The 12,532-nt window shown below is 53.1% G+C and carries 12 protein-coding genes and 1 tRNA gene; 3 read left to right on the top strand and 10 right to left on the bottom strand.

All coding sequences use genetic code 11. From position 1 onward, the window contains the following. Nucleotides 1-560: 560 nt before the first annotated feature. Nucleotides 561-1,535, bottom strand: coding sequence for an AEC family transporter (locus tag ABD971_RS05790; protein WP_339946827.1), 975 nt, complete (start codon nucleotides 1,533-1,535; stop codon nucleotides 561-563). Between the two features lie 276 nt (nucleotides 1,536-1,811). Between ABD971_RS05790 and tatA the strand changes: the two genes are divergently transcribed. From tatA to ABD971_RS05775, 3 genes are all read left to right on the top strand, one after another. Beyond that, complete coding sequence (gene tatA, locus ABD971_RS05785) at nucleotides 1,812-2,039, top strand: twin-arginine translocase TatA/TatE family subunit (protein WP_372722771.1); 228 nt, start codon at nucleotides 1,812-1,814, stop codon at nucleotides 2,037-2,039. Nucleotide 2,040: 1 nt separating this feature from the next. Further along, nucleotides 2,041-2,310, top strand: a complete 270-nt coding sequence (locus tag ABD971_RS05780; RefSeq protein WP_339946825.1) for a Sec-independent protein translocase subunit TatA/TatB — start codon at nucleotides 2,041-2,043, stop codon at nucleotides 2,308-2,310. 237 nt (nucleotides 2,311-2,547) lie between these two features. After that, nucleotides 2,548-2,621 (top strand) — tRNA-Val (locus ABD971_RS05775). 2,847 nt (nucleotides 2,622-5,468) lie between these two features. Here ABD971_RS05775 and ABD971_RS05770 read toward each other — a convergent pair. The 9 genes from ABD971_RS05770 to ABD971_RS05730 all read right to left on the bottom strand — a co-directional run bounded on the left by ABD971_RS05770 (nucleotide 5,469) and on the right by ABD971_RS05730 (nucleotide 12,363). Beyond that, nucleotides 5,469-5,798 carry a hypothetical protein gene (locus ABD971_RS05770; protein ID WP_345320293.1) on the bottom strand — a complete coding sequence of 110 codons (330 nt, stop codon included), beginning with the start codon at nucleotides 5,796-5,798 and terminating at the stop codon, nucleotides 5,469-5,471. A 578-nt stretch (nucleotides 5,799-6,376) separates the two neighbouring features. Continuing rightward, entirely contained in the window at nucleotides 6,377-6,733 is a 357-nt protein-coding gene (locus ABD971_RS05765) for a hypothetical protein (protein WP_339942164.1), read from the bottom strand. Nucleotides 6,734-7,285: 552 nt separating this feature from the next. Further along, nucleotides 7,286-7,573: a hypothetical protein gene (locus ABD971_RS05760; RefSeq protein WP_345320290.1), complete on the bottom strand. Its 288-nt coding sequence runs from the start codon at nucleotides 7,571-7,573 to the stop codon at nucleotides 7,286-7,288. After that, nucleotides 7,570-7,836: a hypothetical protein gene (locus tag ABD971_RS05755; protein WP_345320288.1), complete on the bottom strand. Its 267-nt coding sequence runs from the start codon at nucleotides 7,834-7,836 to the stop codon at nucleotides 7,570-7,572. The genes ABD971_RS05760 and ABD971_RS05755 overlap by 4 nt, the downstream gene beginning before the upstream one ends. A gap of 238 nt (nucleotides 7,837-8,074) precedes the next feature. After that, nucleotides 8,075-8,905, bottom strand: a complete 831-nt coding sequence (locus tag ABD971_RS05750) for a hypothetical protein (protein ID WP_345320287.1) — start codon at nucleotides 8,903-8,905, stop codon at nucleotides 8,075-8,077. Nucleotides 8,906-9,423: 518 nt separating this feature from the next. Beyond that, nucleotides 9,424-9,666 carry a hypothetical protein gene (locus ABD971_RS05745; protein ID WP_345320285.1) on the bottom strand — a complete coding sequence of 81 codons (243 nt, stop codon included), beginning with the start codon at nucleotides 9,664-9,666 and terminating at the stop codon, nucleotides 9,424-9,426. A 243-nt stretch (nucleotides 9,667-9,909) separates the two neighbouring features. Further along, nucleotides 9,910-10,380 (bottom strand): DUF7919 family protein, encoded by a 471-nt coding sequence (locus tag ABD971_RS05740; protein WP_345320283.1) that lies wholly within the window; start codon nucleotides 10,378-10,380, stop codon nucleotides 9,910-9,912. Nucleotides 10,381-10,538: 158 nt separating this feature from the next. Further along, nucleotides 10,539-10,889, bottom strand: coding sequence for a hypothetical protein (locus ABD971_RS05735; protein WP_345320281.1), 351 nt, complete (start codon nucleotides 10,887-10,889; stop codon nucleotides 10,539-10,541). Nucleotides 10,890-11,562: 673 nt separating this feature from the next. Then, nucleotides 11,563-12,363, bottom strand: a complete 801-nt coding sequence (locus ABD971_RS05730) for a HEAT repeat domain-containing protein (RefSeq protein WP_345320279.1) — start codon at nucleotides 12,361-12,363, stop codon at nucleotides 11,563-11,565. Between the last annotated feature and the right edge of the window lie 169 nt (nucleotides 12,364-12,532).

The following is a 12,532-nucleotide window of genomic DNA, read 5'->3' as shown; positions in this document are numbered from 1 at the left end:
GCGACCTGTTCGAGCTGCCAATCATAGACAACATCACTTTCCATTTCGTTTGCAAGGACTGGCGAATCAATGGAAAGAATGTCGTCTTCGATTCTACTCAAGTCTGTATCGCGGAAGGAGTCTGCAGCTTGCAGCGAGTCGAATCGAAACCCAATTCAAGGAAAAGCTACGCACGGACGGGTGATTAGGGAGATTGAAAACGAACTTCATTGCCGCAACGAACATTTCGCTCGACGCACGGATTCGCGTTTACAGGACATGATGTCCCAGGATTGAAATGCAAGAAGCACAGATGGCAATCGCCAGCCAGGATGGCAGGTGGATCAAGCTTGGAAGCTACGGTTGTTTCGCTGGAAAATTAAACTAAGACGGAGAGTCACGGCTGACTAAACAATGAGGCCGGGCGTGCACCGAGTTGAGGCACGCCCGGCTTCTTTTATGCGCGGTCAAGCACCGCAGCACTGGAGTAAACAGAACCGCAGCGGCATCAGTCACCCCTTGGCTTATCGGGCACCGTTTGGTTTATCGGGCACCCTTTGGCTTATCAGTCGCCCCGTGGCTTAGACGCCAAACCACCACTTGCCGATTCCCAACCAAACCGGCACCAGCAGGATGCCGGCGATCGAAGTCGACAGCACCACTCGCAATGCCGTCGACGTATCGCGTCCATACAGTCGCACCAACACAATCGGGAAGACCGCCGCAGGCATTGCGGCTTCGAGCATCACGACCTGCTTCATATCCAGCGTCATCTGATTCGAAAGATTCGCGATGACGGTGGCAATGGCCAGCAGCAGTAGTGGCAGCAGGCCTTGCCGAATTCCGATTGCCCAGCACACGACGCGGGCGGATCCGGACCACGTGGTTTCTTTTAGGTAGTCGATGATGATCGCTCCGCTGAGCAGCAACCCCATCGGGATCGCGCAATTGCCAAGCATCTCGATGGCGCTCATACAGGAATCGGGGATCCATTGTTCGAGACCGAATCGTCGCATCAATCCTGCGACGATGACGGTCACGACCGGCGCACTCAGCACGGCTCGCCGCCACCCGCTTCCGCTGGCGCCCCCGATCACCGCAATCCCAATACTCCAAAGCGCCATATCGACTCCGACATTATGCAAGATCAGATCGACTTCGGCGTCGGGATAAAACCGCTGCGCCAGCGGTAGTGGGATGTAACCGTAGTTACAGATACCGACACAAAGTGCAAACGTTCGTTGTTTGGAATCGCTGTCCAAACCGATCCAGTGCCCCAGAAATCGGGCGATCAAATACCCGATCAGAAACCCCAGAGCGGTGGTGCCAAAGCCGAAGACCGGCGGGAACCAAGCGGTCGCGAACTGGCTCATTTGATCGCTCGTCAAAATCCGGTTAGCGAACAGAGCGGGCAGCAGGACTTTGGCGGTCAGGTTGGCAAGCGACTGGTCCGCCGCACGCGTCAACCAACCGGTTTGCCGGCACAGGGCGCCGATACCGATGACGAGAAAGACGCCGAGAACACTCGAAATGATGGGCCATAAATCAGAAAGCATTGCGTTGGCTCGCCCGTGGGGGCGACATGATCGAGGAAAGGCGTCAAAATCCGACCCCAAATAGACCCGCAAACTGATTTTTGGGCCACGGGACTTTGACTCTCGGCGGCCGGACAATACAATGGGGGCAATGCGAGCGAAGTTGCTCGCCCCCCATCCATCCCCGACCATCGGTTCAGGAGGTGTTCGGCGCCCTTGTGTGTCGATCGACCTACCCGCTTTCGCCGAAGTTTGCGTCAGGATTCTCCTTCAAGAGCCTCGGTAGCGGAGCAAAAAATGTTAATGATGTCGATGTTTACGCAGTGCATGGTACTGGCATTCGGTTTCCCTGGACTTCCCGAATTGATGGTGGTGCTGTTGATTGCACTGGTTCTTTTCGGCGGAGCCAAATTGCCTAGTTTGATGCGAAACCTCGGTCGCAGTGCGAACGAGTTCAAACGGGGTATGGCGGAAACGACGGACGAAGAAGAGGACGAGACTCACTCGCCAAGCGGGAAAGCGTAACATGTTTGGTTTATCACCATTTGAGTTGATGGTGATCGGAGTCATCGCAGTCGTGTTGTTTGGCGGCAATCTCCCCGAGGTTGCCCGCAAATTTGGCAGCAGCTACCGCGATGTGCGACGCACTCTCAACGATGTCCAACAACAGTTTCGTGAGGCCGAATACGAAGCCAAGCGAGCGTTGACGCTGGACACACCTGCATCAACCAAGCTGGATGAACCCGAGGACGAACCCGAAGAGCCATCGGCTCCCAAGTTCAAACCCCCGGCCTAACGAACCGCTTGGATAAAAGCCCCAGGCTGGAAGCCACTGCCATGCGCAAGCTTCCGGCCACTCGGTTTGGGTTCACAGCGAAGACGCCCAAGAATCGGGAGCAAATATTGCTGCCGGCCCACTGGAATCGATTCGCATCTCCGGTTAGGCTTGGTGACCTGTCGGCGCCAAGGAATCGACCGCAAGTTCTGTGAACGACTGTGAGATTCCCGGCCAACGAAGCGACGACAGAAAAGCGGGCGATTGGCTCAGTTGGTTAGAGCGATGCTTTCACACGGCATAGGTCACTGGTTCGAATCCGGTATCGCCCACTCTTTTGAACGCAGGTTGATAGCCCAACGAGGCTAGTTGACCATCTGCCGTTCCCGCGAAAAGCGATGCCGCCGAACCGGCACAAACTTCTCTGGTCGACTAATATCTCAGGCCAACCAATACCTCAGGCAAAGCGTTTGCCACAACGGCCAGCAACGATCTCGATCTTGGCCCATTTTGATTCGCCTGAATCCCAAACGAAACGCGTCGCCCTTTCTGGCTGACTGCCACGGCTAGCGAGCTGCAATCGCTGGAGTTGGCGTCCTTCACCCGAATCCACCCCGGCCCTCGTTTACGTTCTTCCTTTTCCTCCTTCGCGGAGCCAGAAGGCCGGAGACAGCACGTTCATTACGACCGAACAATGCTCAGCGCCAAACCGACAGCATCATCATTTTCCTGTCACCCATCTTCCTGTATTCTCCTGACCGTCTGATAACGCGGATTCCAACAGACGGAGTCAGACGCATCTAACTGCGTCTCAACCTACCGTTCGGTAACATCGACCGACGTGATCGTGCCATCGTCGTCTGGCACATCCAATATCGACCAGTAGTAACCAGTGGCAATGAGTGTTGGGCACAGGTAAAGCAAAGCGAACACTGATACGCGTTAATCGACACGATCAGGAACTGCAACTGCCGCAAGCACTTGAGCCGCCCAACTAGGTTTTTACATACGACACGGAGACGTACCTTACGAGTTGCGTCTCCATGCAGAAAACTCGCTCCTTGATTTCCAATTTCAGTCGATTGTTTTTGACGAGGCACTGTGGGTGATTACAAAGTTCGGTTGCGAAAAAAATCGGCTCGTGAGACCTAGCCTCATACCCTAATCAAGCAAAAGTGAAATTACAGGAAGATGAGTGACAGGAAAATGGGCAGCCCCCAACTGCAGCATCAACATTTTCCTGTCACCCATTTTCCTGTTTCTTCTGACCGCCTGACGACGCGGATTCCAAAAGACGGAGTCAGACGCAACTGACTGCGTCTCAACCTAGCGTTTGGTGGACATCCGCCGACTTGATCGTGTCATCGCCTCCTGGAACAACCAATCCTGATATGCGCCAATTAGCGGCAAGGAGTGATCGGCACAGGTAAAGCAAAGCGAACACTGATACGCGTTAATCGACACGATTAGGAACTGCAACTGCCGCAAGCACTTGAGCCGCCCAACTAGGTTTTTACATACGACACGGATTTACATACGACACGGAGACGTACCTTATGGGTTGCGTCTCCATGCAGAAAACTCGCTTCTTGATTTCCAATTTCAGTCGATTGTTTTTGACGAGGCACTGTGGGTGATTACAAAGTTCGGTTGCGAAAAAAATCGGCTCGCGAGACCTGGCTTCGTACCCCCATCAAGCAAAGGCGGAATTTACAGAAAAATGAGTGACAGGAAAATGGGCAGCCCCCCAATTGCAGCATCACCATTTTCCTGTCACCCATCTTCCTGTAATCCTCTGACCGCCTGATAACGCGGATTCCGAAAGACGGAGTCAGACGCATCTAACTGCGTCTCAACCTACCGTTCGGTGACATCGACCGACGTAATTTTGCCATCAGCGTCTGGCGCAGCCAATCTCGATTAGTGCCTATCAGCGGCGATGAGTGTTCGGCACAGGCAATGCAAAGCGAACACCGATACGCGTTAATCGACACGGTTAGGAACTGTAACTTCCGCAAGCACCTGAGCCGCCCAATTAGGTTTTTACATACGACACGGAGACATACCTTACGGGTTGCGTCTCCATGCAGAAAACTCGCTTTTTGATTTCCAATTTCAGTCGATTGTTTTTGACGAGGCACTGTGGGTGATTACAAAGTTCGGTTGCGAAAAAAATCGGCTCGCAAGACCTGGCCTCATACCCAATCAAGCAAAAGTGAAATTACAGGAAGATGAGTGACAGGAAAATGGGCAGCCCCCAACTGCAGCATCAACATTTTCCTGTCACCCATCTTCCTGTATTCTTCTGACCGCCTGATAACGCGGACTCCAACAGATTGAGTCACGTGCATCTGACTGCACCTCAACCTAAAGCTCAGTGACACCAACCGATGGGATCGTGCCATCACCGCCCGGCACATCCAATCTCGACCAGTAGTAACCAGTGGCGATGAGTGTTCGGCACAGGCAATGCAAAGCGAACACCGATACGCGTTAATCGACACGGTTAGGAACTGTAACTGCCGCAAGCACTTGAGCCGCCCAATTAGGTTTTTACATACGACACGGAGACATACCTTACGGGTTGCGTCTCCATGCAGAAAACTCGCTTTTTGACTTCCAATTTCAGTCGATTGTTTTTGACGAGGCACTGTGGGTGATTACAAAGTTCGGTTGCGAAAAAAATCGGCTCGCGAGACCTGGCTTCGTACCCCCATCAAGCAAAGGCGGAATTTACAGAAAAATGAGTGACAGGAAAATGGGCAGCCCCCAACTGCAGCGTCATCATTTTCCTGTCACCCATCTTCCTGTAATCCTCTGACCGCCGGACAACGCGGACTCCAAAAGACGGAGTCAGACGCATCTAACTGCGTCTCAACCTACCGTTCGGTAACATCGACCGACGTGATCGTGCCATCGTCGTCTGGCACATCCAATCTCGATTTGTGGTAACCAGTGGTGATGAGCGTGCGGTAGTGCCAAAGACAACCGAATACTGATATGCACTAATCCGTACCAACAGGAACCCGCAACTGCCGCAAGCACTTGAGTCAGACAGCAAATTTTTTTCGACACACCCTGAACAAAGCGAGTGAGCTTGAACTGCCAAAAATTTTACCAAGGCCTGCTGACGTCGCCAAACAGCAGAAGGCCTGCTGAAGACCTAGCGTAAAACCATATTAGCGTCGGCGATGAAGCGTGATACGGTCGCCCACCCCAAAAGCGAACGCCCCGACCGCGCCACCGATGACGCCGATGATAAGCACGGGAATCAATGTTTCGACGTATTCAGCGAAGTTGAGATACGAGCCGGGCTGAATCCAGAATACGTCTGCGATTGTCCAGAGAAACGCGACCACGGGACCACAGACAAAAGCAACAATCGGAAGCCAACGACGCGACGAGGTCGCCGCAGATGGTGGGCGAACAAACCGGAACACGACGACGCCAATCACCAACAGGATTGCAGCGGCAATCAAATTGCCACGCATGTCGATCAGTGCAGGCATCGGCGTGAACATCATCGAACGAGGGTCTACTAACGGATCCGCACCGCCATCGCCGCAGTCCGCGACACCAAACAGCCGTGCACATCGCTCAGTCTACCAAAGACGGAATGATGCGGCACGATCAAGGCGATTCGGTATGGATGCCCAACAGTGCGACTGAGAGGTGTTGGCTGCCGCACCTTATGGGTGGCGGCTCTAGACAGAAACTCGCTTTTAGACTTCCGATTTCCGTCAATTTTTTTGACGAGGTACTAAGGGTAACTACAAAGTTCGGCTGCACGAAAAATCGGCTCGCGAGACCTGGCCTCATACACCCATCAAGCAAAAGTGAATTTACAGGAAGATGAGGGACAGAAAAATGGTCAGCCCCAAATTACAGCAACATCATTTTTCTGTCACCCATCTTCCTGTTTTCTTCTGAACGCGAGATAACGCGATAGCCAACGGAATGCGTCAGGTGCATCTGACTGCACCAAAAGCTAAGGTTCTTTATCATCGACTGACATTGCGTCAACGATCCTGTCGCATCCCCGCCACGATGCAGACCTTGCGTAAGAACCATCATATGCGGCCGTCAACTACTGGACGCTGGGGATTAGGGCGATGAAATGGGCGAAGACGATTCCGCCACCCACTGCTAGAGCTGCGAAACGACGAAAAGGCGACAGAGACGAACGCCAAACCGCGACCAACAACATGACAGGACAAATGAACAGTCCGATTAGCCCGATCAGTAGTGCAAGTTCCAGGAACGGTTCCCAGCGTTCAGACCAGATCACCGATCTTGTATCGTGAGTCATCGCGATTCCGGTTAGCGCTACGATCACTAGATGGGAATAAATCGCGATGCGTACGGCACGAGTGCCATCACGCGATGGGCGGTGCTCTGCTTCGACGGGGCTCGAGTCTGGCGATTGGTACGGATTGAAACTCATTCGAGCATAGGCCGCACAAGGTCGTAATGTACGACTCGGTGTCGTACTTAAAGGTTGCGAGGCTCCACGCTTGAGACTCGCTTATTCGGCTTCCGATTCTAGTCGATATTTTAGGAAGAGGTGCAGTGAGCTGCTGCAATGTTGGGTTGTGTAAGAATCGGCTTCGCGAAGCACTGCTTCAGTTATCAATCAAGCAAAGGTGAATTTACAGGAAAATGAGGGACAGAAAAATGCTCAGCCCCCAAACTTGCAGCATCCTCATTTTTCTGTCACCCATTTTCCTGTAATTTACTTACCGCTTGGTAAAGCGGATAGCAACGGAATGCGTCAGGTGCATCCGACGGCAGCTTGCCCCATAGAACGACGCAGGGGGACACCGCATGTTTCTCGCTCACAATCCATCTGGAGAGACTTTACTTTCCCAAGCAGCTACTATGGGTCGGCAGAGAATTGCGGTCGACATCGTTTGGAAAGTTGCCGACCGCAATTGCTTCAAGACAGAATATTTTGAGGCTCCAACCATAACGGTCTCGAGCCGATCTTTTTCATTGCCTAGTCGGCGACGAACGCCGCCGGAGGTGGGCGTCCACACTGCAGTCGCATGACTCGCATGCAATCGACAATGAGTGTCATCACTGCATACGGAACGCACAACCCCTTGCATCCGCAACAACCTACCGGCGATTCATCGTTTCGCATCATCTTAACTAGCAACGCTACCGAAACGCCGATCACTCGGTCCAGTTCATGGCGGGGCAACAATCGCCGGCGGTTAGCCAAGCGATCATCAACACCATCCACCACCGCATCGGCAAGCGTTTCAAGTTCCACAGAGGTCACTCCGCACCGCCCTTCGTGTCGTCGACAAGTTCCCAAAGTCGTGAATGACAACAAGAATTTGACGACGGGACATACCCGACGGGCCTGATGATCCGATCCCGGTGCAGCTCGCGGACCATCAAACCGAACATGCGGCCGTCCATGCCCTCAGGCAGGGCCATACCGCTAATTGCGTCGGTGAACGTGGCGGGGCCATCTTGTAAACGTCGAAGGAAACGACGACGTGCGGTGGCAATCACGAGCCGTAGGTTATGATCAGACATGACCAGCCTCCGGTTCATCGAGGGGAGAACCGCTTTCAACTTCGCTTGCAACGCGAAGTAGAAAACGCAGTCGACTCGCTTCGGTCAGGACCGACTGCAATCGCCAACGAACAACGTCAGCGTCAAGAATGCAGTCGAACGGGGACCGACCCCGCTTTTGTTTTTGTTGCATTGGTTAAGCCTCCAATTCGAGAGAGGCTTAATGTCCAAAAATTCGTCCGACGAATCAGAGACGCGTTTAGGACGTTTTGAGGACCTTCTGGGGACGTTCGAATATCGCAACTTCGCCCCGATCCTCCGCGGTGATATCCCACGGCTGGGTATCGGTAATTTTCCCCTGAATTCGCGTGACCATCTTCCGACAACCATCGCGGGGGTCTTCGTAATCCAATCCGCATGCAGTCGAGATGTCCGCAGGTTTAGCGCGCCCATTTTGCTCTACGAGGTATAAAACAAAGTCGTGTTGAGTCTTTGTGGGTCCTCCTAGTTTGCTAGGAAGTTCCAACCACCGTTGGACAACCGGTTTTAGTTTGAGAAACCCCTCGGGTGCATTCGACTCCACTGCCGTCGATACCCTATGGTCCTTTCTCTGTTTACGGACTTCGTCGAGCATCAAAAAGCACCCGACTCGATAGTCTCGGTAGAGGTTAAGAACATCATCCATCGCCGTGTTGCGTTCAATTAGCAACCGCCGAAACTCACAATTCGCAGCATAGTCTGATCGACCGAGAAGCCTATCAGTCTGATTCTTTAGCTCAGCGACTCGCTTAAATTTGGGCAACACAGCTTCCCACATTTCGGCTCCAATGCGATTAGTAATTTCGCTCGGTAGGCTTGGGTTCTTCGGAGGTTTCATTTCAACGACAACGCGTTCCGGTGCACGATCGTCTTCCCCGTGTTTAGATAGCCATTCACCTAGCTGGTGAATGATTCCCCAATTCGTATGAAGATCCTCCTCGTGTGCTTCGATGAACCTTGAGAGCGAATCAATAAAGTAGACCAGCATCGATTCGATTTTAGGGATATTAAAACACCGCAACATCAATTCATTATATTTCGCTTGATCCATAACTTCTTTCGTTGCGGGCCGACTCAACGACCGCGCCAGAAAGGACAACAACGGCCGGTTAAATCGTCCGACCGTAGCGAGCGGCCTACCCTTGGAAACCACCGAGGTCAGCCGGCGGTGTTTCAGATCCGCGGGTGACTGGCCCGCGGACCATAATTGTGAGGGTTCTGTTCCGCCGACGCAACCGTTCGTCCCGCACAGCCGAAACGTTGCCACAAAATCCCGCACCAGGGACAACGAACCATAGGAACTTACGTACTTGGGTTTCGTTGGGAGTGCACGCCACAATAGTCCTCGATGAACGGGCGACGCCCCGCGCGGGGGCACACCGAAAGGACCTCCGGGATCGGTGCTGGGGCATTTGCTTTTAACGCCGATGCCCGACACGGAACCGTGCGGGTAGGGCCTCGTCTCGGAATTCCTATTTATCCGCCCCCAAATAAGGGAATTATGGTTTCTCACAGACGCGACTTGCCAAGCAGACCCTGTACGCGAATGGCATCAGAATCGCCGGCTCCCTAGTTACCCGGACGCGACGCCCCCACTAATGCATTAAAAATGCGGGACTGCATTTTAGCCAGCACTGAGACCTGAGACACCGTACAAACAACGTGAACGACCTGAAGCCCCGATAGACACATCCCCATCAGATTTCCGCAAACGCAGCACAAGATCAACACCAACCGGCTACCGAATTCCACTTCGTCTTGTTTACTTTCGTCCCGTGTTTGTTCCTTGAGCCAGCGAGATGAATGCAACATGAAAATGGTCAGCCCCCAACTTACAAATTCATCATTTTCCTGTTTCCCGCAGAATGCAGCACTTCATCCATGGCACTACGATGCATCGCGATGCGCTCCCACTAGGCTTCGTATTGTCATACGACGTCGCATTAGCGATCCAGCCGTCTCCCGCCACGAAGCGGCTCGCCTTGAACGCTGGGCTTGGGATCAGGCTCGCTCCTCGCTGACCCCAAACCTTAACAAGCTGTAGGGCACGGGGCATTACATTACGGTCTCGTTGATAGAAAACAATGCAGGCGGCGCAACCTTGCGAATGAGTTTGAGATAGTCGATGGATCGCATTTCAGGACACGCCATCACGGCATCGCAGAAGTCTTGGGGCGGCGAATAATCGTGGGCGTCTATGTAGTGAAGTATCAGCGACGGAGCGACGAACAGCCGATTATCAGCAGGGACGAAAAGGTTGGAGACACCTAGCGTTGCGGAGATGGTGTCCATGGTGATTTGGCCGGGGCCGCCCGAAACGCGGCAGAAGTCACAGGGGTGCGGTCCCATTGCAACGCAGGGTTGCCACGGGTTCACGAGGAGTTGGTGGATACGGGTAACGAGATCAGAGTCGACGTCACCACGCGAAAATTCGTGACCGCGAGCGAGCCAGCCGACAGCAACAAGCTTGCCATCGTGATCCGACGTGAAGTAGTCGCAGGGTGCAAGGTCAGCGTAGTGTGCCATCGGAAAACGCTAGTGTCCTACGGGTTGTTTGGCCGACGCCGCCTCTGATCGAAACGCAAGACGTTCACCACGCAGTCGATTATACAACGATGCCCCGCGTGGAATGAAGAAGGAAGGCGTTTGCGGCATGAATGCCGCAACTCAGCGACCACACATTTTTATGTGCCAGACGAGCCAGATTCCGCCAACAACCGTTCGCTCAAGTCTGCGGCAAACGACGCTTGATACTGAGTTAGGCCCTTGATGGCACGATGAAGTTGAGGAATCACGTCATGTGTCACTGCCGCATACGCGGTCCCATCGACAGGTGAGTTGCACCAAATTCCGACGGGAACACCAGAAGATTGGACGGCAGCGATGTATCGCTGAGCGTCTGGATCGGATGGAACACCCTGCTCGTTCACGGTAGACGTTGGGAATGCCAGAAACGTCCAGTGATAGGCACCGTTGGCGGCGAGCGAGTCGAGGTCGATCAACCCATCGAGGTCGATTGATCCAGAATACTCCATAGAAGCACCAACGACCTGTGGCAAATAACGGACTTATGATCAACTCGGTGCCGTACTTCATGAGGGGGGAGACTCCACGCTGAAGGCTCGCTTCTTAGACTTCTGATTTTAGGCGATATTTTGGACAACGCACTGTGAGCTGCTGCAATGTTTGGTTGTGTAAGAATCGGCTTCGCGAAGCACTGCTTCAGTTATCAATCAAGCAAAAGTGAATTTACAGGAAGATGAGGGACAGAAAAATGGTCAGCCCCAAATTACAGCAACATCATTTTTCTGTCACCCATTTTCCTGTATTCCTCTAAATGCGTGACAAGGCGATACCCAACGAAACATCTCATCGCAGTACTCTGAATGCTTCATGCCGCGACAAACGTTTGGTGGCGTCAACCGAGCTAGCTCTAACATCCAGCCGCATCCTTGCCACGAAGCGACTCGCCTTAAATATTGGCAGAGTAGCGTCACCGCCCGCGTCGTGTTGGCGGGTAAGGGTTGGTTAGGCACTGATTTCAATGATGTCAAAACGTCCGCTCGATGTGCCAATCGCCAATCGGTCGCCGCCGTCATCCGAACGCACGACCTTGAATTGCCAATAATTGTAATGAACCGGACGGAGTCAATAAACCGAAGCGGCGATTGCGAAGCATCCTCGCCGACATGTTTTGTTGTGTGCCACTCAATCGTCCGTCATTGATTTTAAGATTTCCGAAGCCTCTTTTCGTATCCATTCGCTATCCGATTGGGTCGCTCGTTTAATCGTCTCTTTTGCAAGTGATTTATCCGCTCCAATCGACGCGAGTGTCTCCATGAAAACTGGAACGTCGAAATCATCTTGTCGTGGATCTTCAATCAGGTCGACTAGAACAGGGATTCCGCAAGCCGCATCCGGTCCAATCCGGCCTAAAGCGGGTGCCGCCTCTGTTCTTACTTCGTTGTCAGCGTCGTGTAGGTAATCGCGAATGGATTCAATGTGGGCTTGATCGCCTCCGCCGATCTTGTAAAGCGCATAGTGCGCCCAAACGCGTACTCGGTGGTCCTCATCATCGAGTGCGGTCCGAAGCGGCTCTATCGCACTGGAAGCATGATCGCCAAAATCTGCCAAAAATTTTGCAGCGTGCATTCGCTCGGAAGCCAGGCGGTACGAACCGAATTTCGTGAGTGCCTCAATGTGGCTATTAACCGTGTTCCGGTCCTCGTCGGATTGCAGTAAATCTAACTCATCGAGGACGCCAATGGCAAAGTAGAATGCGCTCGTTTCTTCTGACTCAGTGATAGGTTCTCGGTCTGTCCATAAGGCGCATTCTTCCTGAAGCTCAGGAGTAAACAGCTCGCCGAATCGACGGGTGTCGTCCATTTTGGCTTGATCCGACCGGGCAGCTGCCAGGCGGGCTTGAACCTCATCGTTGCCAATTGCCGTCCATCGTTCAACATACGGCACAAGAGGGCGCAGAAATTCGGGGACCTTGCTGACATCCATGAGCACACAACGGTGGGTTTTGCCGACACCGCCCTAAACGAAGCACGCGATGTCTGAACTACGAAAAATTGTACCAAGGCCATGGCCCGTTGCCAAAGAGCCGAGGTGTGGAATTGCCCACGAAAAGTTGACAGTGGACCGGTCTTAACGGGAAGGTAAATGGTGCGTC

The sequence above is a fragment of the Novipirellula rosea genome, assembly GCF_039541335.1.
GTDB classification, from domain to species: domain Bacteria; phylum Planctomycetota; class Planctomycetia; order Pirellulales; family Pirellulaceae; genus Novipirellula; species Novipirellula rosea.
This window is presented reverse-complemented; position numbering and strand designations above follow the sequence as displayed.

What these genes read in the sequence shown, in the direction of transcription:
- ABD971_RS05765 (WP_339942164.1), bottom strand. Translation starts at nt 6,733, where the DNA reads ATGAGTTTCAATCCGTACCAATCGCCAGACTCGAGCCCCGTCGAAGCA.
- ABD971_RS05750 (WP_345320287.1), bottom strand. Translation starts at nt 8,905, where the DNA reads ATGGATCAAGCGAAATATAATGAATTGATGTTGCGGTGTTTTAATATC.
- ABD971_RS05770 (WP_345320293.1), bottom strand. Translation starts at nt 5,798, where the DNA reads ATGCCTGCACTGATCGACATGCGTGGCAATTTGATTGCCGCTGCAATC.
- ABD971_RS05755 (WP_345320288.1), bottom strand. Translation starts at nt 7,836, where the DNA reads ATGTCTGATCATAACCTACGGCTCGTGATTGCCACCGCACGTCGTCGT.
- ABD971_RS05730 (WP_345320279.1), bottom strand. Translation starts at nt 12,363, where the DNA reads ATGGATGTCAGCAAGGTCCCCGAATTTCTGCGCCCTCTTGTGCCGTAT.
- tatA (WP_372722771.1), top strand. Translation starts at nt 1,812, where the DNA reads ATGTTAATGATGTCGATGTTTACGCAGTGCATGGTACTGGCATTCGGT.
- ABD971_RS05790 (WP_339946827.1), bottom strand. Translation starts at nt 1,535, where the DNA reads ATGCTTTCTGATTTATGGCCCATCATTTCGAGTGTTCTCGGCGTCTTT.
- ABD971_RS05740 (WP_345320283.1), bottom strand. Translation starts at nt 10,380, where the DNA reads ATGGCACACTACGCTGACCTTGCACCCTGCGACTACTTCACGTCGGAT.
- ABD971_RS05735 (WP_345320281.1), bottom strand. Translation starts at nt 10,889, where the DNA reads ATGGAGTATTCTGGATCAATCGACCTCGATGGGTTGATCGACCTCGAC.
- ABD971_RS05780 (WP_339946825.1), top strand. Translation starts at nt 2,041, where the DNA reads ATGTTTGGTTTATCACCATTTGAGTTGATGGTGATCGGAGTCATCGCA.
- ABD971_RS05745 (WP_345320285.1), bottom strand. Translation starts at nt 9,666, where the DNA reads ATGTTGCATTCATCTCGCTGGCTCAAGGAACAAACACGGGACGAAAGT.